Below are 24765 nucleotides of genomic sequence, written 5' to 3'. Positions count from 1 at the left end.
TTCACAACAAGGGTATGACAGTGAAGATCTTTGCATCAAACATGTCGAACTTGGGGGTAGGATCCTAAAAGCCTATTGTATTGAATTGCACAGTCCAAGTCACTTTACGCACCAAAGGCGATTGCAGCGAACTGCCCCCATCGTCAGGCCTTCCAACCGATGGATGGCGGTTTCCGCGAGAGCGATGGCTGAGTGACAGACAGCGGTCAAAGCGCGTCGCAACGCGCATTAGACCCTTAAGCCTATCGGATATGATCTCGATGCGGTTTTGCCGTCTGTACCGACGCTTGTCATATTTGACCGGGGTCTTGCGCGGACCATAATCGGCAGGAGCGGCACGTCAGCGCATATCATTGTGAATGAAAAAGACTATTTCTCTCAGTACACACCTATCGTCGAACCGGGGCTTTCTAGGCGACTTCGGGATGAAGGGTCTAGGCGTGCTATCTGCGCGTCAGCCAGCCGATGAACTCAATCATGATTTCAGTTCAATTTTCCAATCGGGAAAAAAGTGAAAGCTGCAAGTCAATGGCTTCCGAACTTGACGAAGTTACAATGGCCAAAACTGTTCGCAAAGCAAATACCCATTGCCTTTTCCACCAAAGCAACTAGTAGAGACGCGACTTCGTATTCGGGCCCCCTCTGACTTTCCTGCGCAGACTTAGATAATGAGCGATTTTGTCATGACACAGACATCACTGGACAACCTGCTACACAAACTTAATGCGAAGCAGGCTGTGATCGGGATTGTTGGACTGGGATATGTCGGACAGCCCCTGGCCCTCAGATATACCGAAATTGGATACCGGGTCATTGGCTTCGACCTGGATGCCACAAAGGTGCAGGACTTAAACTCCGGTCACAGTTCGATTGAGCATATCGACGATGCCCGCATCACAGCGGCACGGGAAAATGGGTTCGAGGCTACCACGGATTTTTCGCGTATCGCTGAGGCGGATGGCATTATGCTTTGCGTGCCAACGCCACTCAACAAATATCGCGAGCCAGATCTGAGCTTTGTCACCGATACGTGTGACCAAATATCAGATCATTTGCGTCCGGGTCAGGTTATTGCGCTGGAAAGCACAACTTATCCAGGCACAACCAAAGAAGAAGTTTTGCCTCGGCTTGAGAAGAACGGCCTCAAGGTCGGCGAGGATATTTTTGCGGTCTACTCACCTGAACGGGAAGACCCAGCCAACCCGGATTTTACCACCAATACCATCCCAAAGGTTGTCGGCGGGCATACAGGCGCCTGCCTGAAAGCGGGTATCGCGCTTTATGAACACGCAATTGATAAACTCGTACCAGTAAGCTCGACTGAAACTGCCGAGATGACAAAGCTTCTGGAAAATATCCACCGGGCGGTAAACATTGGCCTGGTGAACGAGATGAAAATCGTTGCTGACCGCATGGGGATCGATATTTTTGAGGTTATCGACGCGGCCGCGACCAAACCCTTCGGGTTCACGCCTTACTATCCGGGTCCGGGACTTGGAGGGCACTGCATCCCTATCGATCCATTTTACCTGACCTGGAAAGCACGTGAATACGGCATCAACACACGCTTCATCGAATTGGCCGGTGAAGTAAACACGGCGATGCCGGAATATGTGTTTGGCAAACTCGCCAATGCGCTGAATGATCGCAGCAAAGCGATTCGTGGCAGTAAAATTATGGTTTTGGGCATCGCGTACAAAAAAAATGTCGACGACATGCGTGAGAGCCCTTCTGTCACCTTGATGGAGCTGATCCGAGACAATGGAGGAGACCTCAGCTACTCGGACCCCCATGTGCCCGAATTTCCCACGATGCGGGAACACTTCTTTGAATTGTCATCTGAAACCCTTACCCCTGAGGTTCTGTCGGAGCAGGATGCAGTTATTCTGGCGACCAATCACGATGCCTTTGATTATGAGTTGATCAAAAATCACGCGAAGCTCCTCATCGACACCCGCGGTAAATACCGTACCTCTGAGCAAAATATTGTTCGTGCTTAAATGAAACTGCGACCGGCTTTGCCGAGCAGGGCCGGAACACCTGGCGGATGGTACTTAGGAACGGCTGTCGCTCGTATGACCGCTTACGCGGGACCAAATCTCTGAATGGTTTGACGGTGTCCTAAGCGCTGGATGAATGCGCTGAGTATTGGACCCGCAAGGCAAAAATGTCGGCACTTTCCTGCCATTCCAATCAATTCATAGGTACGAACACCGCCTAAACAACTGGCGGCGCATGAAACGCGCGTTGTTCCGGTGCAGGTAGGCAGATATAGTTGCGGGAAATGTCAGGCCGCCTTCGGGTACAGGAAGATTGGCTGTTGACGAGTTCCAATTGTGAGCAATCAAGGGCCAAAACGCGTGAGCTTGAAAAACCGCAACACCCCGCCTCAGCGTCAAGAGCTGCGAAAGGTGCGTAATCAGGGGAACAGTTTCCTGGCGCTTGCCTTCATTTTCAGCGTTTTTGTCAATCTGCTTATGCTGACCGGACCGCTGTTCATGCTACAAGTGTATGATCGGGTCCTTGGTTCACGCTCGGTCGAGACTTTATCAGCGCTATTTCTGCTTGTCGCGCTGCTTTATGCGCTGATGGCGATGTTGGACTATGCGCGCGGCCGAATTGTGGCTCGGTTCGGAGCGCGATTTCAATCGGCACTCGATGAACGCGTGTTTGAAGGGACCATGCGACGCGCATTGTTCCCACAGGTTCGATCAGCGCCTGCGACTGCATTGCGAGATCTGGAATCGATCCGTGCATTATGTGCCTCGCCCGTTTTGTTGGCGGTAATGGACATCCCTTGGACTCCAATCTTTGTGGCTGCAATTTTCCTGTTCCACCCGTTGCTAGGCTGGTTGGCCGTCGCAGGCGGAACGCTTCTGGTTGTTATCGCCCTACTGAACCAAGCGTTGACCCATCGCAAAGTGGCAGATGCTCAAATCGCCTCTGCCAAAGCAAATGCATTTTCTGAACACGCCAGACAAGCTGCCGAGGTCGTCAGATCTCAGGGCATGCAGGAAGATGTCTCAAAACGCTGGTTGAACCAACGCACCGAGGCGCTTTCTCAATCCATATCCGCAAGCGACTGGACCGGCAGCTTTACTTCGTTGACTAAGTCTCTGCGGCTGTTTTTGCAATCCGCCATGCTGGCGCTTGGCGCGTTGCTGGTTCTGCGCAACGAAATGACGCCCGGTGCTATGATTGCTGGCACGATCCTTCTAGGTCGCGCTTTGGCTCCGGTCGAAATGGCGGTGGGTCAATGGTCGATGATCGAACGCGCGCGCACGGCATGGATTAACCTGAACACATTTCTTGATTCAACGCCCCCCGAGGCGTCGCGCACCAAACTGCCCGTTCCCAAAGCACATCTTGTCGCAAAGGGCCTGACGGTGATCCCTCCGGGCGCGAAGACACCGACACTACGGAATGCGGCACTTGAGTTGCGCCCCGGCACAGCTCTGGGTGTGATTGGTAAAAGTGGGTCTGGCAAAACGACCCTAGCCAAGGCGTTGTTGGGCCTTTGGCAACCGGCGGCAGGGGAAATCCGTTTGGCCGGCGCTACACTTGATCAATACGACCCTGATGATCTTGGGCAACATATTGGCTATTTGCCCCAGCAAGTGACCCTCTTTAACGGAACGGTTGCTGAAAACATCGCCCGGATGTCACAAACCCCTGATCCTGAAGCGGTAGTTGCCGCAGCGAAAACAGCCAATGCGCATGAGCTGATTCTGGGGCTTGAGAAAGGATACGATACGTTCCTTGAGGGCAATGACAGCCAGCTTTCCGGTGGGCAGAAACAACGGATCGCATTGGCGCGCGCTCTCTATGGTAATCCGGTATTGTTGATATTGGATGAGCCAAACTCGGCCCTGGATGCAGACGGAACCCTCGCCCTGAACAACGCGGTCCGCGAGCTCAAGAGCGCGGGCAAATCCACGATCATCATGACGCACCGGCCTCAGGCGATCTCGGAATGCGACGATCTTGTCGTTGTCGAGAAGGGCCAGATCGTCAAATCCGGTGGGCGCGATGAAGTTTTGAACACGATGGTCCAAAACGCCAACGTTATCAAAAGGCACCTGAATAAGGTGGGTGAATAATGGCAGACAAGAGTTCACGTCCCGTTTGGAGTATTAAAGCGCCCGCTTTTGTCGGCCTTTTGGCTCTGGCAGTTTTGATCCTGGGACTGGGATTATGGAGCGTCCGCACTGAGCTGGCCGGAGCTATTATCTCGCAAGGTGTGATCGAAGTTCAGAGCAATCGTCAGGTCATCGAACACCCCGATGGTGGCGTTGTAGGCGAGATATTCGTACGTGACGGTGATGCAGTGGCGCGTGGGGAGATGATGCTGCGGCTTGACGATACGTTTTTGGCCTCGGAACAAACGATCGTGGAATCTCAGCTATTTGAGTTACTTGCCCGAAAGACCCGGCTAGAGGCTGAACGGGATGGTGCGAACGCAGATACGTTAAAGCAAAATCTGCAAGAGCTCAAAGCCCGCGAATCGATCGACGACGATCTGTTGGAAGGCCAACAACGTCTGTTCAACGCCAGGTTGGAAACGCTGACCCAGCAGATCGACCAGCTTGGGAAACAGAAGATACAGATCCAGAACGAGATTGAGGGGACGCAGGCGCAATTGGCGTCACTGAATACTCAGGTCGAATTGATCAGAACGGAGCTCGAAGATCAGCAAGGTTTGCTTGATCGCGGCCTGACACAGGCCAGCCGCGTTTCTGCATTGCAGCGGGAAGAGGCAAATCTAACAGGGCAAATCGGCAGCCTCGAATCCACAGTTGCGCGACTGACAGGCCAGATCGCTACGACCGAAATTCAAATTGTTGAATTGCAGGCCACGCGGCGCGAAGAAGCCATCACCGAGCTTCGGGATGTGCAGTCTCGCGTTGTAGAACTGGCAGAACGTCGTCTTTCCCTTTCCGAGCGTTTGTCGCGTCTAGACATCCGTGCACCCGTCGCTGGCACCGTTTACGACAGTCAGGTTTTTGCCATCCAGTCTGTGATCCAGCCGGGCGAGCCGATGATGTATGTAGTGCCGCAGGATACGCCCTTGTTGGTCGCAGCACGGGTGGATGCGTTGCATGTGGATCAGTTACATCGCGGACAGGAAGTCGCCCTGCGCTTTCCCGCATTCAATCAACGCGACACACCTGAGCTGAATGGCCGTGTGATCAATGTATCAGCAGATTCATTCACAGATGAGACAAGCGGCTTTACCTTCTACCGTGCTGAAGTTGTGCCTGACGAAGGACAACTGGACCGTTTGAATGGTCAGGAACTGTTGCCAGGTATGCCTGTCGAAGCCATGATCAAAACTGATGAACGCACTCCGCTTTCTTACCTGGTCAAACCATTGGCAGATTACTTCTACCGCGCGTTTCGAGAATAGCACCGGTCACGCAGTCTCATTCAAACTGCCTCGATATTGCCAAGCAGTATTGAGGTCATGTCGACCGACAGATCACTATCAACAATTGTGACCTCTGCTCCGGTTTCGTAGGTGACATTGCTGCGTGAAATTCCGGATAGATCCGCATTTGCATCCAGAAAAACCCACTCAGCGTTGTGCGCAGAAGGCTGGCCAACCGCAACCTGAAGAATTGCCAGTGCATCCAACGCATTTACCGATCCGTCCCGGGTGATATCGGCCGCAATGTAATTTTCGGCCGTTGCCGGACCCCATGTCGGATCAAGTCCAACCGACATGCGCAAAACCTGCAATGCATCCAGCGCTGTTATCTCGCTGTTTGCCGTTGAATACGATTTGATGATGTCCAATTGGCCGGAAAACGCGCCGTCAGGTAGATCCAGATCAAATTCACCTTGTGCATTTGCCTGCGCAACAACTGCAGACCCTCCGTCTGGGGTGAACCGGATTTCAGCATTTCCCAACGCTGCGTTTGGAGTCGTCGAATTCAGCGTGAACCCACCAGCTACCCCGTCTGATGAGTTGTTATCCGGCCCGCTACCCAGATTGACAGGAATATGATCGGGACCACCAAACCCTGCGCCGAATACCTGCTCAGTTGTCAGGGAGGTGCCATTAGCTGAAACAAGTTCTATCGTTTCGTCGCGATAAGCGATTTGGGCGCCTCGAGCGGTGGAAGTGAAATCCAACTGCGCTGGGGTGCGCAGAAAAGGATAATCGGTCAGATCCAAACGATCGGTGCCGGCCTGAAAGTCCGTGATCACAGTCGGGCCACTTGTTTGACGGATCACAAAGATGTCCGCGCCAGCACCACCCGTCATGGTCGTGGAACTAGTGCCCGTAATCAGCATATCGTCCCCTGCTCCGCCGTCCAGAATAGTGTCCAGTACACCGCCTTTTAGCATGTCGTCCTGCGCGGTAGCGGTTACTGTACCGAAGCCTTCGACAACAATTCCAAGGTCGGCAATCGATACGCTCAACTGAGTGAGCCCTGCATCCTGTTGAGATGATACAAATATCTGCAGCTCATCCCCCATATGCGCAACGCTGATCGTTTGGACATTTTGCAATCCACTGTCCAGGGTATCAGCAAAACTATCCATATGGATGAGCTGCCCGTCCGGCGTCATTGTAAACAGCGTGATCCCATCATCCCCGCCCCCAGCCACCACGAAAACCCGACCATCAACCTCAAGGACTGAAAGATCCTGTACGGCCCCAAACCGGGTATGCAGGGTGTCCAGAATATGATCCGTCGGTTTTAACTGCCCGCTGGCGCCCAATTCCATAACGCTTAGCGAATTGCTTTGCGATCCGGCCACAACAATCCATGACTTTCCATAGGCTTGAATTGCCTCAACCGCCGTAGGAGAACTGATGCCCAGCGTTTGGATATCGTCATTACCGGCAACCTCAGAGAGCACGCCGCTGCCTTGATCGATCGAATATGACGAGATTGTTCCACTGGTTGCATCTGCGCCGACTATGAAATGATTCGACCCCGATTGCAGGGTCTGAAGCGTACTGGCAGACGCGTTGATGCTATGCGCCGGGCTCAGCGATCCATCACCATTAATACTGTAGGTGCCGATCTGGCCTGTGTCCTCATGCGCAAGCGCAAGCAAGTCGCCAGCGCCAATCGTCACCTGAACCGCTGCAGCGATATCCCCGCCGCCCGTCAAGGCATTGGTTTCTTGCAAGGCACCGATAGTGCCATCCGCGTTTAGTTGATAACCCACAAGCCCTGTGGCAGTATCGACGTCGAGGACCAGTTGATCATTGCCCGCCAGATGAATCGGGGTTCCGCTGTGCCCGACCTGATGGGCAATCGAGGCATCGAAATATTGTTGGTCCTGTTCTTGTGGGCCAGCCCCCTCCACAAGGCGCCAAGACACGAGCCCTCCCCCGGATCCGCTCGTGCTGTAAAGATACGTTTCCCCGTTAAACGTTTTTAAAGCCGTATCGCCGATACCTGAATCGAGCGCTGCGGTCCCCGTTGCCACCACTCTTTCGAACTGAAGCATCATCGCCCGTTACCCCCTGCCACCCCTGGCAACACATACAGGATGAAACGATGTTCGGTTCTGAACCAGAACAGAAATGTGGTGAAAACAAGGACTTCAGTTCCAGATTAACTCAAATTTTTCGCAGCGGTCGAATGGCTCAGAAGATCAAACCACAGACCAGATCGGCCGAAAACAGCATATCACGCAACGACCAGCGTCCATCTAATGAGAGGGCAAAATGACCAAAGATACCGTTTCGACCAATAAATCGACCACGGACGCCGGGCCCGATGCGCAACGTACGCGCCATATCCGCAAATGGTTCGACAAAAAACTTCAGCGATGGGTAGGACGCGGGGTTGCTGGCGGCCTTGGCTCGACACTATTCGCATTACCAGCTCTTGCGCAGGCCACCAATGAACAGCTTGCGTCTCATCAGTTTGCTGAGTCAATTCCGGGCGTTCGGGTGGCAAAGCTGCTTTCGAATGGCGACGTGCAGCTGAAACTGACAGATGGGCGGACGATTGTTGTCTCTGCCGAGAACGTACAGATTCTGGAAAACGGCACCATAATGGTTGCAGATGAAGTCGTCGGCGAAATTGCACAATTAGGTCTAGCCGCAGAGGCCGCAGGTGGCGTAAGCGGTGCCGGGCTGGCCTTGGGCGGGTTGGGAATAGCCGGTGCTGCAGCTGCCGGTGGCGGAGGCGGCGGCGGTGGAGACAGCGACGATGAAACTGATGCCGAACCCACCGTTACCCCCTCACCTCCTCGACCGCCCAGCCTGAACCTGGCTGAGCTGCAATCAAACGCATTGAGCAATCTCAGCAGCCAAACAACAGCGCCGGATGGAACAACGACTGTCGAAGTTACCATCGGATCGGTGACAAAATCAGTCACTCCTGCAGGCGACGGAAGCTGGAGCGTTTCACTGACGCAGGCCGAGGCAGCGGCCCTGCCTCAGGGGATCTCGGATGTTTCCGTGCGCCATCTGGATGGTAGCGGGATGGAGCTATCGGCTGAAACCGCAAGGTTCGATGTTGATACCATTCCGCCGGTCCTGACCATCGATACATTCTCGGCGGGTGCGGTAATGAATGCTGCAGAACAAGGCACAAATCTCGAAATCTCTGGCACAACGGATGCCGAGAATGGGCAGACCGTAACGGTAGCGATTGGTGGACAATCCTATAGTGGCACCGTTTCGGGCGGCGGCTGGAGCGTTTCGGTGCCCGCTTCAGATCTTACCACGCTGCCAGACGGGTCAAGCGTCACGGTGACGGCTGATGTATCGGATCGCGCTGGGAACCCAGCAGCTCAGGCCAATGGAAGTTTTGACACTGATCTGACCGCGCCTGATCTGACACTAAACCCAGTGGGTGGCGGTTCAATAGATCTGGCCGATGTCGTTGGGGATCTTGTCTTGTCGGGCACGACCACAGCTGAAAACGGCCAGATGGTCAATGTATCATTCGACGGTCAGGATTACACGGGTTCTGTATCGGGCGGCAGTTGGTCAGTGACGATCCCGAATGCCGATTTGTCTGGTTTGACTACCGGTGTGCCCGCATCCGTTTCAGTTGCCGTCAGCGACACAGCAGGCAATTCGGCAACACCGATATCGGTATCCGTTCCGGTCGATCTTACGGGCCCATCAATTGCGATCACTCCCTTGTCGGTCGGGGCTATCCTGAATGCGGTCGAAGCCGGATCTGACCTGGTCGTAAGCGGGACAACAGGGAACGTAACCGACGGGCAGCAGGTAACAGTAACACTTGATGGGCAGACTTATACCGACTCGGTCTCGGGCGGCAGTTGGAGTGTGACAATCCCCAGCACCGATCTCATTGCGCTTGCCGATGGCGGAGATTTCAATATCACAGGCGACGTGACGGACGCCGACGGCCTTGTCGCCCCGCAAGCCAGCGTCAACTTATCCAAAGATGTCACCGCCCCAACTCTGAGTATCGACAGTTTTTCGGACGGAGCGGTTTTGAATGCTGCGGAACGTGGTACGGACTTGACCATTACGGGCACTACATCCGCCGAAGATGGTCAGACAATCACCGTAAATCTGAACGGCCAATCCTACACTGGACAGGCCTCAACCGGGGGGTGGTCGGTAAGTGTCCCCTCGGCGGATTTGGCGGCGCTGCCCGATGGGGCTACGATCAGCGTGACAGCGGATGTATCGGATGCCGCCGGTAATCTGGCGATACAGGCGACCAACAGCTTCTACACGGACTTCTCCGCCCCGTCGCTCGCCATATCATCACTGTCAGATGGAGCAGTAGTCAACCTGACCGAACAAGCAACGGATCTGGTGGTCTCAGGAACTTCTGATGCGGCCAATGGTACGCAAGTTTCGGTACAGATCGTCCAGTCCGGAGGTGCGGCTCTGACCGGCGGAATCGCCATAGTAAACGGTGGCATCTGGACATTCGCAGCTGCGGCTGCAGACTTGAGCGGCCTGCAGGACGGGCAAACGTATGACGTGAACGCCTCAATCACGGATGCGGCTGGCAACACGAATGCTGCGACGACCAGTTTCAGCACCGACCTCAGCGCACCAACAATTGCATTGAACCCGCTTTCGGTTGGATGGGTTCTGGATATCGTTGAACAGGGAACAGACCTCAATGTGTCGGGGACAACAAATGCCGAGGACGGGCAGATTGTAACGATTAGCCTTAATAGCCAGACCTACAGTGCGGTGGTTTCTGGTGGCTTGTGGAGCACAAGCATTCCTTCGGCGGATTTGGTCAGTTTGGCCGATGGAGGCAATTTTGCGGTCACGGCATCGGTTCAAGACGCCGCAGGAAACCCGGCAACCGATGCGACAACCATGTTGGCCACGGATTTCAAACCTATCCTCTACATCGATGATGTGGGTGCCAATAGTGCCGTGTCGCTGATCGATGCACAAAACACTGGAATGACCGTATCAGGCAGTTCCGCAGGCCTGTCTGCCGGACAAGCGGTCGATCTCACGCTTAACTCGGTCTCGCTTGGTTCGGCCACAGTTGCAGCCGATGGGAGCTGGACCCTGTCCGCGCCTGCTGCAAGCTTTGCCTCGATTGAAGCGGGAGACGCCCTCGATTTCGCGGCACAGGCGACAGTCGCAGGCGGCCCCGATCCTGATCCGGTGTCCGAACAGGCAATTGCTCATGTTCCGGCGGCCTACACCATCGTTGAAGCTGGTCGCAGCGGAACGACAGTGACGTTCGAGGTCTACGCAGATTCCGATCGCGATATCTCAAGCGGTCTGGCCTTTACCGCCGAGCTGGGGTTCGATCCTTCGGTGGCGACCTACGATAGCGGCTCCGAGACAGAAAACCCTGACTTCAATCTCTTTCTGGCTAACCCGAATGGAGGTTCCGCAATCAGTTTCGCGGGCGCGGCCACGAGCTATGGGGATTTATCGCAGCCTGTGGTGACATTTACTATGACAGTTCAGGACGCGAACCAACCCATCGTCTTGACGTTGACCACTCCAGACGGAGGGCCATCACAGCTCCATCTCGGCACCAGTGGGAATGATACCATTACGGGCTCGGATGTTGATGATGTCATCCGCGGCAACCAGGGCGACGACACCATAGATGTGTCCGGGGCGGGTCGAGACGTCATCGTTTTCGAAGCTGACCCATCTTCAAATGGCATTGATACGATCAATGGGTTCACACTGGGCCCAGCAGCCAGCGTTTCTGACGCCTTGATGTTCCAGGGGTTGAATACCACATCGCTTCGCGGCGACGGGACCGGTGTGGAGACCTTGGTGGCCGGCGGCACAATTGGTGCCAACACCGGGTTCGTCGGGCTGGAGACCACGCTTTCGGACCTTGATCTGGATACAATCACTAGCGCAGCTGAAAACCTGAATGGTGCTCAATCAGGTGATGAGATGTATCTGCTGGCAACGGACGGCACTGACAGCATTCTGGTGAAGGTTGACTACTCTGGCCCAGATTCGGCGTCGGTCGAAGCGCTTGCACAGTTCGATGGCCTTTCCGATCTGAGCAGTTTGTCCGACGACAACATCCTGATCACTGACCCAACTGGCGCTTCAGCCTAAACGGCGCTCGTAGCTTGGGGCGATGCACAAATGTAGCCTCGCCTCTTCAAAACAAGAGGATCACATGGCAGAGAACGGCCTTTTCCCAGTTAGCCTTGTACGGCACAGGAATCGATTCTGGCGCCGGTTCACATCATACCAATTTGTTGCAGAGATGGACGCCTGTCCCATCGTCATCTCAGAAGTTCCGCAAATTGCCACATCTTTTCCGATTGTGTTCCTGTCAAACCAAACAGGTTTTTCTCCCGTCGCACTATTCTCAGTCATCCCGGAAATGGCACCGCCCTTCGTCGACCAAAACGGTCGCTGGCTTGCGCCTTATGTGCCCTCAGCGTTGCGTTGCTTTCCATTCCAGGCAGAAGCTATGAAAAAGGGCGACTCTCGGTCACGTCTGTTTGTCGACGAGGATTCAGGGTTGGTTACACATGACCCTAAAGACCAACCATTTTTTACAGTGGACGGACTTTTGACGCAGGATCTCTGCCGTGTGCGCCGCTTTCTGCAAAATCGCCTGGCCTCGGCAAACAAAACGGACCAAGTCTGCTCTTTGATCGCTGAAATGGGTCTGCTTGTACCACTGGGCGAACAGAATGGCATCACTTTGACCGAGGGTTACTGGGGCGTTGATCCAATTCTGCTGGAACAATTGCCCGAGTCTAATAAATTGGCCCTACTTTCTAGCGACGCGCTACAGTTGATTCACGCTCATCAAGTATCCCTGTCGCATTGCGTGTGGCTGTCCAGTGCGCAGAGCCAATCAGGCACGAGGAGTTCAGAACAAAACGACACCTTTGGCGGATTCATGACTGCACTTGCTGAAGAGGTTCGGCACGGACAATGCAAGGAGGGCGCGATCCATGCAATGGGTTAAGTTCGGGCTTGGAATCCTTGGCATAACAGCGGGGTTACTGTCAGTTTCAGCCTGCACCTCAACGCCCAACCTAGCCGATGTCGAGACATCTTTAACGCGAGGAACGACCGGAGCAAGCGCAACAGCACGGTCAAAACAACTTTCAAAGAACGCTTTTGACCAACCAGTGCGACAGGTTGTTCAGAGCAGTTCGATTGTGGCACGAAGTGGGTCCAAAACAAGGACAATCCAAGCTTCCCAGAATGCCGCTGGCGGTGCATTTTTGGCTCAGGCCATATTGGGGTTGATAGCGCAGCCTGTTCAGACGAACTCCAATAGTAGTGAATTGCCGTCTTACTTGCGGGTATCAAACGGTCATGAATCTAGAATGGGTGTATTGACCGCGAAATCCCGAGTGTCGGGTACGAAACGCAACTACATGCAGCTACAGGAACGGCTGATTCTGGCAGAACAGAACTTCGCTTTGGCCAATTACGCCTCATCGAGCCTAACCGAGAACATTCTGGATTTTCCGGGGTTCACGATGGACACGCTGGATAAGTCGCTATGAATGTTGATCGTGCAACTCTGACCGAACTGGAAGCTTGCTTGTTGAATGTCGCGGCGACACTTGAGCGGCCATTGACAGTTGCAGCATTGAACGCCTGCCAATCTGGTGATACAGGTGAGTTGACCGTGCGCGATGCGATGCACGCGGCACAACGAGCAGGCCTGCAGGTCGGGTTTGGTGCGCGAAAGCTATCGGCATTTGATGCATCGCTGGCACCTGCGATCTTGTTGTTGGAAGGCGATCGCGCCGTTGTGTACCACGGGCGCACGCGCAATGGCGATCTATTGCTTTACGACCCCGCTTTGGATGACGGTATCGGAGAGGTTCCCGAAAGCGGCGTGGGCGAAGTCTACACGGGCTATGCATTGTTGTTTCGACCCTTGCACCGCGACGAGGTTAACGCAGATCAAGCGGATCAGCGGGGTCATTGGTTCTGGTCGGCCCTTTCCGCAAACCGCTGGTCTTACGTTCAGGTGGCGCTGGCTGCGGCGATGGCAAACGTTCTGGGACTTACGACCTCAGTCTTTATCATGATCGTCTACGACCGGGTCTTGCCCAACGAGGCGACCGAGTCGCTGATTGCTTTGACGCTTGGCGTGGGGTTGGCGCTTCTTTTTGACTTCGCGTTGAAGCTCCTTCGCGCGGGGTTCATAGATCGCGCCGGCCAGAATGCTGACATGTCCATGGGACGGCGAGTATTTGACCAGGTGCTGAATATTCGCATGTCGTCCCGAACGGGCTCAACGGGTGCAATGGCCAGTACCATCCGCGAATTCGAAACTTTGCGTGAATTCTTTACTTCTGCCACACTCGTCGCTGTCGTAGACTTGCCATTCATCGCGGTATTCATATTCGCGATCTATATGGTGGGCGGCCCGCTGGCGCTTGTTCCGGCACTCGCTGTACCAGTCGTTCTTCTCAGCGGACTGGCTGTTCAACCGATCCTGTCGCGTCTTGCTGAACAAAGTTTTGCAGACGGACAATCCAAGCAATCTGTTCTGGTTGAGGCTGTATCAGGCTTGGAAACCATCAAGACAACCGCCGCCAGTCGGCAGATGCGAATGCGGTGGGAAGGTGCAATTGCACGCCAGTCAAACTACGGATCACGCAGCAGGGCCGTTACTCAATTTGCCCTGAACCTAACTGGATTTACTCAGCAGGCCGCGCAAGTTCTTATCGTCTTTTATGGTGTATTTCTGATCACGGATGGCCAGACGAGCATGGGGGCACTTGTTGCGTCGGTGATGCTGACCGGCCGTGCCCTGGCACCGCTGGGACAATTGGCGCAAACCCTGACACGTGTCAATCAGGCACGCAGTGCCTACCGCAATCTGGACACGTTAATGCAGGCGAGCAACGAGCGGCCTGAAGGCAAATCTTGGATCAGCAGATCCGAGTTTTCCGGGCGGATAACGTTTAACAATGTTCATTTCGCATATCCTGATCAAACGGAAGACGCGATGAAAGGTGTTTCATTTACAATCGAACCCGGTGAAAAAGTCGCTGTCCTGGGCCAGATTGGGTCGGGCAAGAGTACGATTGCGCGACTGCTGTTGGGCCTCTACCAACCGCGCGTGGGCTCGGTGATGTTGGACGGGCTGGACATTCGCCAGATTGATCCCGGTGACTTGCGGCGAAATATTGGTTCAGTCTTGCAAGACATCTGGCTGTTTTCCGGTACCGTCCGGGAAAACATTGCCAGCGGGTCGGTGCGCCCGCGTGATGATGAACTGATCCGTGCAGGGCGCATTGCAGGTGTCGAAGATTTTATCGCGCGGCACCCACGGGGCTATGATCAGCCTGTAGCCGAACGAGGAGAAGGATTGTCAGGTGGTCAAAGGCAGGCGATTGCATTGGCCCGGGCGCTTATCGGGCATCCTCCTGTTCTGCTGCTGGATGAGCCTACGAGCGCGATGGACGTCAAATCCGAATCCGAAATTATACGCCGCCTTAAAAAGACCACGCCAGATACCACGATGATCATCGTGACGCACCGAACCAGCCTGTTGGAACTGGTTGATCGGGTCATAGTGATTGAGGATGGCAAAATTGCGATGGACGGACCCAAAAACATCCTGACGCAGACAGTTCGCAAACACGGGAGGCATCTGAATGTCGCGGCATCCTGATCTGAAAAGCCTCGCCCGTGAAATGCGTGGAGGGTCACCGCTGCGGGGATCATTGCTGCTGCTCCTGATACTCAGTTGTTTGATAAGCGCCGTCGCCTGGGCTCATTTAACTGAACTCGACGATGTCGTGAGGGCAGATGGGCGTATCGTGCCATCCGGCGATATTCAGGTGATCGAAGCGACCGAACCCGGTGTTTTGCGGTCCGTTCACGTGCGCGAGGGTCTGGTGGTTGAGGCTGGTACATTGCTGATGGAGCTGAATACTACTCAGATCGAACGAGAGTTGAGCCAAGAGCAACAGCGTGCCTTTGGTTTGATGGCCCGCGCACAACGACTACGTGCCGAAATCGATGGGGCTGAGCTTGAGTTCGACGACGATCTTCTGACTGGCGCGCCAGACGTCGTGCGGTCGGAGACTGCGCTGTACCACGGTCGGCAAGCAGAACTTGAAGCGGAGATTGCAATTCTCTCTCGACAGCGCGAACAGCGGCAACGCGAGTACGAAGAGGGATTGGTTGACCAGGTCACGTCAACCGAGACCCTGAATGTGTTGGCCGATGAGCGCGCTATGATGGTGCCATTGGTCGAACAGAAGATGGAACCGGCAACAACCCTTTTGGCCCTGCGCCGTAGCGAGGCGGAATGGAAAGGCCGCAAGGTCAGAGCAGAGGCGATGATCAACCGGTTGAAGGCCGGGCTGGATGAAGTGGGTGACAAGGTCCGCGCGACGCGCAGTCGGTTTCGTAGTGCCGCACTAACTGATCTGGCTTTGGTTTCGGCAGAGCTTGCCGCCTTGCAACCTGCCCTGCCCTCTTTGCGTGACCGTGCGTCTCGCGCGCTGATCCGGGCCCCCGTACGGGGTGTCGTAAACCGGATTCACCGGACGACGATCGGCGGGATGGCCCGAAGCGGTGAGGAACTGATTGAGATTGTTCCGTTGGACGACCGATTGTTGGTGGAAGCCTATGTTCGACCCAAAGACATCGCCTTCCTGCACCCAGAGCAAAAGGTCAAAATCAAGATCACGGCCTACGATTTTTCGCGGTACGGCAGTCTGGATGGTGAGATCGTTCGCATCGGTGCCGACACCATCACTCGCTCGGAACGAAGTGAGGAAGAGGTTTTCGTCGTCGAAATTCAGACTTCAGACACGATGTTGGATGCGGGTGGTACAGCGGTTGAAATCATCCCAGGAATGATCGCTCAGGTCGATATTCTGTCGGGGCGAAAGTCAGTTCTGGATTATCTGATCCAACCTGTTCTGAAGATAAAAGACGAGGCGCTGCGCGATTGAAGAAAACGACAGATGGGCAGCAGATAGCAAAGCGCCAGCCGATAGACATCTTAGGCGTCGGGGGGGACCGACGACTAAGACCAGGTCACGTCACCAAGAAAGATATATCCCGCACCATATATCGTTTTAATAAGGCGCGGGTTTTTGGGATCTTCGCCCAGCTTCGTTCGCAAGCGGGAAATCCGAACATCCATAGCGCGGTCAAAGCTGTCACCTGCCCCGCCACCCAACATGTCCTGCATGCGCGCGCGGCTGATCAGGCGTTTGGGACTTTCAAGAAACAATCGCAGAACCTCACCTTCGGCATGACTGAAAGGTGTCTCGACGCCATCGGCATTGATCAAGACATATCGATCAAACTGTGCGGTCCAACCATTGAATTCGGCTATGTCTGAATTCGGCGTTGCTGGTCCAGTAGAGCGTAGCCGGGCGCGGACCCGAGCAATTACTTCGGCTGGATCAAATGGTTTGGTGATGTAATCATCTGCGCCAAGCTCCAATCCCGTTACCCGGTCCTGCACCTGAGCGCGGCCTGATATGATGATGACGGCAGCACCTTGCTCAAGCGCAAGTTTGTGCACAAGTGCAAGTCCATCAGTATCCGGCAATGATAAATCCACCAAACACAGATCCGGAGTGACCCTTTTCAGCGAAGCTTCAAATTCACGGGCACGTGAAAAGCTCTGAGTTTGAAACCCGGCATCTTCCAGCGCTTCCGTTAGGATACGGCGGATTTCAGGTTCGTCATCGAGAATGGTCACCAAAGGTTGTGTCATTCAGGCGGCCTCGGTTCGGATCAACGCCGACAATTGCGACGATGTGAATGGTTTGCTTAGGACAGGTGCACGGGTCAATGCCTGATGATGTAGCGGGTCATTTAGCGGCAGCGACGTCATCAGTATACAGGGCAACGCACCATTCAGGCGGTCGACAATGTCGATCCCAGTGCCTTCGCCCTCCAGCTTAATATCTGATAGAACCAGCGCGATATCACCGATTTCCGACGTCAAGGTCAAAGCTTCATCGACCGAGCTTGCCTCGATCACCGAACACCCCAAATCGACCAGCATGTCCCGGAACTGACTGCGCAGGTCATCGCTGTCTTCAACCAACAATACGAGACCCGCTTGCGCGGACGGGGCAGGACGGTAGGGCAAACGTATCACGACCGAAGCACCAGAAGGCGTGTTGCGCAAATTAAGGTCACCGCCCGCCAGCTTTACCGTGTCGTAGACCATTGGAAGTCCCAACCCCGAGCCATCGCTGCCTTTGGTGGAAAAGAATGGGTTTAACGCCTTCTTTAATGCTTCCCCGGTAAACCCCGGGCCAGTGTCCGACACCGTGATCTCAACCCATATTGTCCCGATTGCATGCGCAGTGATCGTGATCTGGCCCGATGTGCCGCAAGCATCCCGCGCATTCAGAACCAGGTTCAGCAGTGCATCCTGAACCATGCCGGGATCGAGCATCAGCGCCTTGTTGGGTAGAGTATTGACCACCGACAACCCCATGCCCCGCGGCAAGGACGGGGTGGCGAGGATTCGCAAATCCTCAAGTAAACCGCGCATATCCGTCGCCTGAGGTTGCGGCGTGCGATTGCCGGTCATGTCTGCGATGCGATTCAGCAGTTGCCCCCCGCGTCGGGCAGTTTGTTGCGTAGCCGTGACTAGCTGATCGGCTTCCTCGGGTAGATCCATCCTCTCTAATCGCGCCTGCATGCCCAGAATGATGGTCAGCAAATTAGAAAAGTCATGGGCAAGCCCGCTTGTCATCTGCGCCGCCATGGCTCTGCGCCGCGTTTGCTGAAGGGCGACACGGGCTTGAGTTTCTTCGGTGATATCCACCGACATGACATAAACACCACCCGCTTTATCCGGGGTGAATGATACCCGAATGCGGCGTGAATCCTGATCTTCGGTAAACTCGAAAACCGAAGGTTGGCCTCCATAGGCCTGTTCCAGATGTGGCTTTACTCGGTCATAGGCAGATGACCCCAAAGCCTTTGATATATGAAGGCCTAGAATGTCAGACGGACGGCCGGGCATGACCGAACTGAGGCGGCGGTTTGAGTAATCGTATCGTCCATCGGCATCCAGATGCGCGATATGAGCCGGCATCATCTCGGTCGTCATCCGCGTGCGGGCCTCGATCTCGGTCAGTTGACGCTTGGCTTCTTCCAGCGCGGTGATGGTTGCGGCCAGTTTGCGGTTGGTTGCGGAAAGCTCTTCGGCATGGCTTAGAAGTTGGCCAGACAGTTCTTCTGAACGGGCACGCAGCAAATCTTCTACCCGCTTCGTGCGAGTTATGTCGGTATAGACGGCCACCCAACCCCCATTGGGCAAAGGTGCACCTTCGACCGAGATCACCTGACCATTGGGCCGGGTCCGCTCCATATAGTGCGGCTCGAACGCGAGGGCCTGCGAAACGCGTAGCTCGACCATCTCGTCAACATCACCGACCGAACCGTATTCCCCGCGGCTAGCGAGAAAATATATGGTGTCGCGAAACAGAGCCCCCGGCTCGACAAGTTCGTTTGGCAGGTCGAACATTTCCTGAAACCGCAGGTTGCTGACCACGAGACGCAATTGGCTGTCATAAATTGACAGCGCCTGACCGATCAGGTTCAGGCCAGCCGTGGTCATCGCCTTGATGCGCTGTTCGGAAATGTCCAAATTCATCCTCCCCTGCGCCCATGGGTATCACCAGTTCAGGCGCAGGTGTAGGGAGATTTACCTATCCGTGCAGCGGCAAATTGTTCGCGGCACGGTAGGCTTGAACATAGCCGCGTGCCACTGATCGAACGGCTGTCCCGATCTGCGAATACGCCTCGTCCGGCAGGTTCGCAAAGGACACGCGAGCCGACCAGCCCGGAGCATCAAATCCGCTGCCGTTCAGCAGAACGATCCCATAGTCTTCCGCCAATTTGAACGCAATATCCAATGGGTGAACATTCTGCTTGATCCAAGCCACGACATCTTCACCGACATATTTTCGCAACCAATATTCGAAATCGATGATGCCGTAATAGGCGTCGTAATGCTCACCTGCCTGCACCTCGACGCCCATCGCTTCGGTCAGCAGTTTGAAACGGCGATGAACCAGCTCCATGCAGGCGGTCTGATAGATTTTCTTGCTGTCGACCAATTCACTGAGTGAAAACAGCGTCATCATCACCTGCTGCGGCAGCGACAGGCCTGCTGTGTGGTTCAGGGCCACATCGCGGCTATCGGCCACAAGCCGGTCGATAAAGCGAATGTCACGTGGTGTCAGGCTAAGCGTGCCATAGCGCTTGTCCAGGGCCTGTTTGATCTCATCCGGATGATCCGCCAGCTTGAGATCGAAGATGTTGTCTTGCGCCACGGCAATCACGCCGAGACGCCAGCCGGTGCAGCCAAAATACTTCGAGTAGGAATACACACCGATTGTGTTGCGCGGCAGATGGCCCATGACCGAGGTAAAATCGTGCACAAAGGTGCCGTAAACATCATCCGTTAGCACGATCAGATCAGGCCGGTGATTCTCCACCAAATCCGCTAGTTTGCGAAGTGACGCGGTACTGAGCGCGACCGAAGACGGATTGCCGGGATTGACTAGGAAGAACGCTTTTACATTGGGATCTTTCAACTTTTCCACTGCTTGGTCGGTCAGTTGAAAACCATCCTCTTCATCGGTTTCCACATGCACGGATTCAAGGCTGTAATCCTCCAACTCAGGCATTTCCAAGTAAGGCGTGAAGATCGGAGTGCACAGAGCTATCGTGTCACCCGGGTTCAGCAATCGGTTGGCTTTGAGCGTCTTGAAGATGTAGCACATCGCCGCCGTGCCGCCTTCGACTGCGAACAGATCGAACTGAGCGTCAGGCCGGTGGCCCCGACACATGGACCACATCAGGTATTCATGGGCAATGGTGGCATTGTGTTTCAGGATGCGGTCAGGCACCGGATAGTTATCACCGATGATCGAATCCGTCAGTTCATGCACAAACTCGTCCGCATCGAAATCAAATGCGGATATGGCATGCGCCACGAGCTCAAGCAGCGTATCGACGCCCGGCGTTTCGGAATTATCAGACGCCCAGCTTTGCAGCCGCCCATGGCAACCTTTTTGCGCCGGCATTCCGCCTAAACCAGCGGGGTGATCCATCACACGTTTGGATTCAGTTATGGCAAATTGACCAAGGGCAAAGAACGCTTCACGCGGACGGGTGGCAACCCAGTTAGGATTGCCACGCCCCGCGTTCAGGAAAGCGCTATTGGCCTTACGCGCCTCGGCCGAGGCCAGTTTGATCAGCTCATCCTTGATCTGAAACGGGCTGAGTGCTTCGTAATCGTGCAGCGTTACTCTATCCATAACGTGAACCTCTCCAAATCAGCTTAGGATCAAAACAACGACCATCCCGAAGATGGTCAATAATGTATTTCCAATCGCATACGGCATTCCGTAGCCAAGCGCCGGGATGCGACTTTGCGCGGCTTCCTGGATCATACCCAACGCCGCTGTCGTGGTGCGCGCACCTGCGCAGGCACCAAACAGAATGGCCGGGTGGAATTTGAACACGTAATGCCCGACGTAAACTGCAAAGATCATTGGTAGCGAAGTCGCGACGATTCCCCATAGCAGCAGCGCAATACCGGCCTGTTGCAGTCCCGCGACAAATCCCGGCCCTGCGGTGATCCCTATCACCGCGATAAACACGTTCAGACCCAGAGTGTTCATCAACCAAAGCGCCGGACCCGGGATGCGCCCAAAGGTCGGGTGCACCGTACGCAGCCAACCCAGCACCAGCCCAGCCAGCAGCGCGCCTCCGGTGGTGGAAAGGCTGATCGGGAAACCACCCATCATGACTGACAGTGTTCCAATGATGCCGCCGATGAAAATCCCCCAGCCTACAAAGGCCAGATCCGTGGTGTCTACCGGGCGGTCGGCATAGCCAATCTGGGCAACTGCGGCCTCGACATGACGCTTGCTACCCTGAATTGTGACGATGTCACCACGATGCACGACTGTCCCGGGTAGCAGCGGCAAATCCTGCATGTTTCGCATCAGTTTCGAGACATAAATGCCCCGCGCGATCGACAGTTTGCTTAGCTCTTCAAGCGTCTTATTATGAACCTCTTTGCTGGTGATCAGAACATCCAGTTTTTCCGACGGTATGCTCAGCAGATCAGGCGCGTCAGCTTCTGTAAGATTGGTCTCAAGCAAACTCACCAGATCAGCGCGGCGGCCTGAGAACATCACAACATCTCCGGCCTGCAATACGGTGTTATCATCTACCTCTATGATCTTCCCGTCGCGTCTCAGGCGTTCGGCATAGATGCGGATACCGGGCATCAGATCTTTGACCGGTTGCCCTAGCAAATCGCTACCTTCTGGGATCTCAAAGGCCCGCGCCTCGATCGCGCGATATGCCGAGACGATGCCATCACCGGTTTCAACCGACGTCGTGCCACCCAGCTTAGCCTCATATTCCTTGCAGGCCGCGACCAGATCGACGCCAATCAGACGCGGGCCGATCTTGGCCAGAATGATGGCCGACCCGATTGTGCCGTAAATATAGGTCACCGCATAGGCAATCGGAATCTGGTTCGCATAGGTTTTGGCCTGTTCCGCCGACAGGCCCAGCTGGCCGATTTGGTCGGTGGCAACGCCGATCGCCGCTGAAATCGTCTGCGATCCGGCATAAAGCCCCGCGGCATAGCCAAGTTCCAGACCCGCGACCTTGGCTGCGATGATCGGGATTACAAGGCAAAGTGCGAGCACGCTGAGCGCAAAGAACACCTCGCGCGCGCCGTCTGCTTTCAGGCCGCGGATGAACTGAGGTCCGACACCGTAGCCCACAGCAAAGATGAACAAGATGAAGAAAGTCGATTTGACCGCCGAGTCGATTTCAATCTGGGCCTGCCCGATCACCACCGCCGCCAACAACGTTGCCGTGACCGTGCCCAGACTGAACCCCATCAGTTTCCAGGGACCAACGAGAAAGCCGATACCGATGGACAGAAACACCGCCAGTTCAGGGTAGTTTTGAAGAATATGCACCAGCCAATCGACCATCAATCACCTCTCAATCCGCGCCTGACAGGCATTTGAGGCAAAAGCCGGAGACAAGGTGAAGAAGCGCCCAATTGGCCCACTTGCTGCCCGACCAAGCCGCCTGTTCGAACACACAACCGCAACAGGAAAACTTCGGTCTCACGATACCTTACAAAGGACATTTGTCTATAATTATCTGAATATTAATAGTTCTGCTTGTCCGCCCTCATTCAGAACACCCCGACTGAGCCTGCCCCACAATGCAAACACTCGAAACGCATGGCTCGCCCGCTCTGCCTGCTCTAGAACCGGAACCATGGGCTTCACTGTCGCTCTACCGCAATGCGCGGGCGCAAAATCCTGAGGGGTTCGAACAAATCCATTGCAGCGACCCGGTGTTTGCCATCACATACCGCTATGACACGGCCGACGATTATTTCCGAGACCAGCGCAACCGGCGTTTGTATCCGCCTTGCCGGAGATCTGCGCACTCAATCGTTGGATCGTGTCGAAGCGGGTTTTGCTGCCCAAAAGCCCAACGGCCAAGATGTCATTGTGGACATGTCGCAGGTGGAATCGCTGGATACCGGAGGGGCCTGGCTAGTCGCCAATCTGGTGCAGCGGATGGGAAGCGAGGGCGCTCAGGTCCAGCTCGAAGGGTTGGCCCCTGCGCATTCGTCATTGATCGAAACAGTATCGCACAACATATCCGAGGTTACAGGAGAAGAACTGCCGCCGCATGGCTTTGTGAATTGGGTTGCCCGGATTGGGCAAAAAACTTTTGGCGCCTGGCAGGACACATTATCAATCATCGGCTTTCTTGGCCTTACTCTGCATCGATTGGTACGGACTCTGATCATGCCATGGCGACTGCGTCGTGCTGCGTTGGTGTCACAGATGGAGCAAGTCGGCTTCAAGGCGCTGCCGATTGTGTCCTTGATGGGTTTCCTGATCGGCGTCGTTCTGGCCTTTCAGGGCGCGACGCAGTTGAAACAGTTCGGGGCTGAGATCTTTGTTGTCGAATTGATCTCCATCTCGATCCTGCGTGAGCTTGGTATCCTGCTGACAGCGATCATCGTCGCGGGTCGCTCCGGGTCGGCTTTTACGGCTTCGATTGGCTCGATGAAGGTGCAGGAAGAGATTGATGCGATGCGCACCCTGGGGTTGGATCCGATTGAAGTTTTGGTCATTCCCCGTGTTCTGGCGCTGTTGATCATGTTGCCCATTCTTGGCTTTGTTGCCGATATGGCTGGCCTGATCGGCGGAGCGTTGATGAGTTGGATCGACCTCGGTGTCAGCCCCGGCATGTTCCTGACCCGGTTGAAGGAAAATACCGGCGTCGCACAGCTTGCCGTCGGGATGATCAAGGCACCGTTCTTTGCACTGGTGATCGGTGTCATTGCCTGCTGGCAGGCTATGCAGGTCAAAGGTTCATCCGAAAGCGTTGGTCAGCGGACGACGGCCTCGGTCGTGCAATCGATCTTTATGGTCATCGCCATCGACGCCCTGTTTTCGATCTTCTTCTCAGAGTTGGGGATCTGACATGGATGGAGCCGCGCTTCAGGACAAGCCCCAATCCGACACGAAACGCGAGGCCGTTATTCGTGTGCGCAATTTAACCAACCAGTTCGGCGAGCAAGTGGTCCACGACAACCTCAACCTCGATGTCTGGCGCGGTGAAGTGCTGGGTGTTGTCGGTGGATCGGGCACTGGGAAGTCCGTGCTTTTGCGTACGATCGTCGGGCTGAACCAGCCCAAGTCGGGAAGTATTGAGGTACTTGGCGTCGATGTTCTTAACGGCCCCGAAGAAGAACGTCAGCGGATCGAAAGAAGCTGGGGTGTGGCATTCCAGGACGGTGCACTGTTTTCCTCACTGACTGTATTGCAGAACGTGATGGCGCCTCTGCGCGAGCACACGGGTATCAGTGAAAAATTGATGGCCGCACTGGGTGGTCTGAAGATCAGTCTTGTTGGCTTGCCTCAACTAAGTTGTAGCAAGTTCCCTTCTGAACTGTCCGGCGGAATGCGTAAACGCGCCGCGTTGGCCCGCGCCCTGTCGCTGGACCCCGAAATCGTTTTTCTGGACGAACCAACTGCCGGGTTGGACCCGATCGGGGCCGCCGCATATGATGACCTGATCGGGGAACTTCAGCACACGTTGGGGCTGACCGTGTTCATGGTAACGCATGATCTGGACAGCCTTTATGCCATATGTGATCGCGTTGCGGTACTTGCGGAAAAACGCGTGCTGGTTGAAGGTCCGATAGAAGAGATGACCAAGGTCGACCATCCTTGGGTTCAGGAATATTTCACAGGCCCCCGCGCCCGTGCGGCACAACAGAAGGGGCAGGACAGGTAGAGGCG

General features: G+C 55.0%; 15 protein-coding genes and 1 pseudogene. 10 read left to right on the top strand and 6 right to left on the bottom strand.

Going from position 1 to position 24765, the window contains the following annotated elements:
* Positions 1-99: 99 nt before the first annotated feature.
* A pseudogene (locus ACR0JG_RS07620) lies at positions 100-313 on the bottom strand (hypothetical protein); the annotation flags it as partial.
* Between the two features lie 355 nt (positions 314-668).
* Between ACR0JG_RS07620 and ACR0JG_RS07615 the strand changes: the two are divergent.
* From ACR0JG_RS07615 to ACR0JG_RS07605, 3 genes are all read left to right on the top strand, one after another.
* Entirely contained in the window at positions 669-2000 is a 1332-nt protein-coding gene (locus ACR0JG_RS07615) for a nucleotide sugar dehydrogenase (RefSeq protein ID WP_480568709.1), read from the top strand.
* Between the two features lie 360 nt (positions 2001-2360).
* Complete coding sequence (locus ACR0JG_RS07610) at positions 2361-4100, top strand: type I secretion system permease/ATPase (RefSeq protein WP_480568706.1); 1740 nt, start codon at positions 2361-2363, stop codon at positions 4098-4100.
* Positions 4100-5407, top strand: coding sequence for an HlyD family type I secretion periplasmic adaptor subunit (locus tag ACR0JG_RS07605; RefSeq protein ID WP_480568703.1), 1308 nt, complete (start codon positions 4100-4102; stop codon positions 5405-5407). The genes ACR0JG_RS07610 and ACR0JG_RS07605 overlap by 1 nt, the downstream gene beginning before the upstream one ends.
* Positions 5408-5427: 20 nt before the next feature.
* On the opposite strand, the gene ACR0JG_RS07600 is transcribed toward ACR0JG_RS07605, so the two are convergent.
* Positions 5428-7341, bottom strand: coding sequence for a dockerin type I domain-containing protein (locus ACR0JG_RS07600; protein ID WP_480568700.1), 1914 nt, complete (start codon positions 7339-7341; stop codon positions 5428-5430).
* 349 nt (positions 7342-7690) lie between these two features.
* On the opposite strand from ACR0JG_RS07600, the gene ACR0JG_RS07595 reads away from it, so the two are divergent.
* From ACR0JG_RS07595 to ACR0JG_RS07575, 5 genes are all read left to right on the top strand, one after another.
* On the top strand, positions 7691-11524 hold the full coding sequence (locus ACR0JG_RS07595; RefSeq protein ID WP_480568697.1) for a beta strand repeat-containing protein: 3834 nt from the start codon (positions 7691-7693) through the stop codon (positions 11522-11524).
* A 64-nt stretch (positions 11525-11588) separates the two neighbouring features.
* Positions 11589-12395 carry a SapC family protein gene (locus ACR0JG_RS07590; protein WP_480568694.1) on the top strand — a complete coding sequence of 269 codons (807 nt, stop codon included), beginning with the start codon at positions 11589-11591 and terminating at the stop codon, positions 12393-12395.
* A gap of 367 nt (positions 12396-12762) precedes the next feature.
* Positions 12763-12945 (top strand): hypothetical protein, encoded by a 183-nt coding sequence (locus tag ACR0JG_RS07585; protein WP_480568691.1) that lies wholly within the window; start codon positions 12763-12765, stop codon positions 12943-12945.
* The gene (locus ACR0JG_RS07580; protein WP_480568688.1) at positions 12942-15074 is read left to right on the top strand and encodes a type I secretion system permease/ATPase; all 2133 of its coding nucleotides are present in this window, start codon (positions 12942-12944) and stop codon (positions 15072-15074) included. The genes ACR0JG_RS07585 and ACR0JG_RS07580 overlap by 4 nt, the downstream gene beginning before the upstream one ends.
* On the top strand, positions 15058-16368 hold the full coding sequence (locus ACR0JG_RS07575; RefSeq protein WP_480568685.1) for an HlyD family type I secretion periplasmic adaptor subunit: 1311 nt from the start codon (positions 15058-15060) through the stop codon (positions 16366-16368). Before ACR0JG_RS07580 ends, ACR0JG_RS07575 begins: the two co-directional genes overlap by 17 nt.
* 74 nt (positions 16369-16442) lie before the next feature.
* Here the strand turns inward: ACR0JG_RS07575 and ACR0JG_RS07570 are convergent, their stop codons facing one another.
* From ACR0JG_RS07570 to aspT, 4 genes are read right to left on the bottom strand one after another with little or no spacing between them, the layout of a single operon-like run.
* Entirely contained in the window at positions 16443-17144 is a 702-nt protein-coding gene (locus tag ACR0JG_RS07570) for a response regulator transcription factor (protein ID WP_170394537.1), read from the bottom strand.
* The gene (locus ACR0JG_RS07565; RefSeq protein WP_480568682.1) at positions 17145-19046 is read right to left on the bottom strand and encodes a PAS-domain containing protein; all 1902 of its coding nucleotides are present in this window, start codon (positions 19044-19046) and stop codon (positions 17145-17147) included. It lies immediately after the preceding gene.
* A 55-nt stretch (positions 19047-19101) separates the two neighbouring features.
* Positions 19102-20718, bottom strand: a complete 1617-nt coding sequence (locus tag ACR0JG_RS07560; protein WP_480568679.1) for a bifunctional aspartate transaminase/aspartate 4-decarboxylase — start codon at positions 20716-20718, stop codon at positions 19102-19104.
* An 18-nt stretch (positions 20719-20736) separates the two neighbouring features.
* Positions 20737-22422 carry an aspartate-alanine antiporter gene (gene aspT / locus ACR0JG_RS07555; RefSeq protein ID WP_170407834.1) on the bottom strand — a complete coding sequence of 562 codons (1686 nt, stop codon included), beginning with the start codon at positions 22420-22422 and terminating at the stop codon, positions 20737-20739.
* A gap of 396 nt (positions 22423-22818) precedes the next feature.
* On the opposite strand from aspT, the gene ACR0JG_RS07550 reads away from it, so the two are divergent.
* On the top strand, positions 22819-23943 hold the full coding sequence (locus tag ACR0JG_RS07550; RefSeq protein WP_170422810.1) for an ABC transporter permease: 1125 nt from the start codon (positions 22819-22821) through the stop codon (positions 23941-23943).
* Position 23944: 1 nt separating this feature from the next.
* Positions 23945-24760: an ABC transporter ATP-binding protein gene (locus ACR0JG_RS07545; RefSeq protein ID WP_480568675.1), complete on the top strand. Its 816-nt coding sequence runs from the start codon at positions 23945-23947 to the stop codon at positions 24758-24760.
* Positions 24761-24765: the final 5 nt, after the last annotated feature.

This window comes from Ruegeria sp. AD5 (assembly GCF_056542345.1).
The sequence above is the reverse complement of the archived record's forward strand: the minus strand, read 5'-3'. Positions and strand labels throughout refer to the sequence as shown.

Bases quoted from the DNA above. Each gene is read 5' to 3' on its own strand.
- ACR0JG_RS07605 (WP_480568703.1), top strand. From the start codon at position 4,100: ATGGCAGACAAGAGTTCACGTCCCGTTTGGAGTATTAAAGCGCCCGCT.
- ACR0JG_RS07585 (WP_480568691.1), top strand. From the start codon at position 12,763: ATGGGTGTATTGACCGCGAAATCCCGAGTGTCGGGTACGAAACGCAAC.
- ACR0JG_RS07595 (WP_480568697.1), top strand. From the start codon at position 7,691: ATGACCAAAGATACCGTTTCGACCAATAAATCGACCACGGACGCCGGG.
- ACR0JG_RS07565 (WP_480568682.1), bottom strand. From the start codon at position 19,046: ATGAATTTGGACATTTCCGAACAGCGCATCAAGGCGATGACCACGGCT.
- aspT (WP_170407834.1), bottom strand. From the start codon at position 22,422: ATGGTCGATTGGCTGGTGCATATTCTTCAAAACTACCCTGAACTGGCG.
- ACR0JG_RS07590 (WP_480568694.1), top strand. From the start codon at position 11,589: ATGGCAGAGAACGGCCTTTTCCCAGTTAGCCTTGTACGGCACAGGAAT.
- ACR0JG_RS07615 (WP_480568709.1), top strand. From the start codon at position 669: ATGAGCGATTTTGTCATGACACAGACATCACTGGACAACCTGCTACAC.
- ACR0JG_RS07570 (WP_170394537.1), bottom strand. From the start codon at position 17,144: ATGACACAACCTTTGGTGACCATTCTCGATGACGAACCTGAAATCCGC.
- ACR0JG_RS07545 (WP_480568675.1), top strand. From the start codon at position 23,945: ATGGATGGAGCCGCGCTTCAGGACAAGCCCCAATCCGACACGAAACGC.
- ACR0JG_RS07560 (WP_480568679.1), bottom strand. From the start codon at position 20,718: ATGGATAGAGTAACGCTGCACGATTACGAAGCACTCAGCCCGTTTCAG.
- ACR0JG_RS07580 (WP_480568688.1), top strand. From the start codon at position 12,942: ATGAATGTTGATCGTGCAACTCTGACCGAACTGGAAGCTTGCTTGTTG.
- ACR0JG_RS07575 (WP_480568685.1), top strand. From the start codon at position 15,058: ATGTCGCGGCATCCTGATCTGAAAAGCCTCGCCCGTGAAATGCGTGGA.
- ACR0JG_RS07550 (WP_170422810.1), top strand. From the start codon at position 22,819: ATGACACGGCCGACGATTATTTCCGAGACCAGCGCAACCGGCGTTTGT.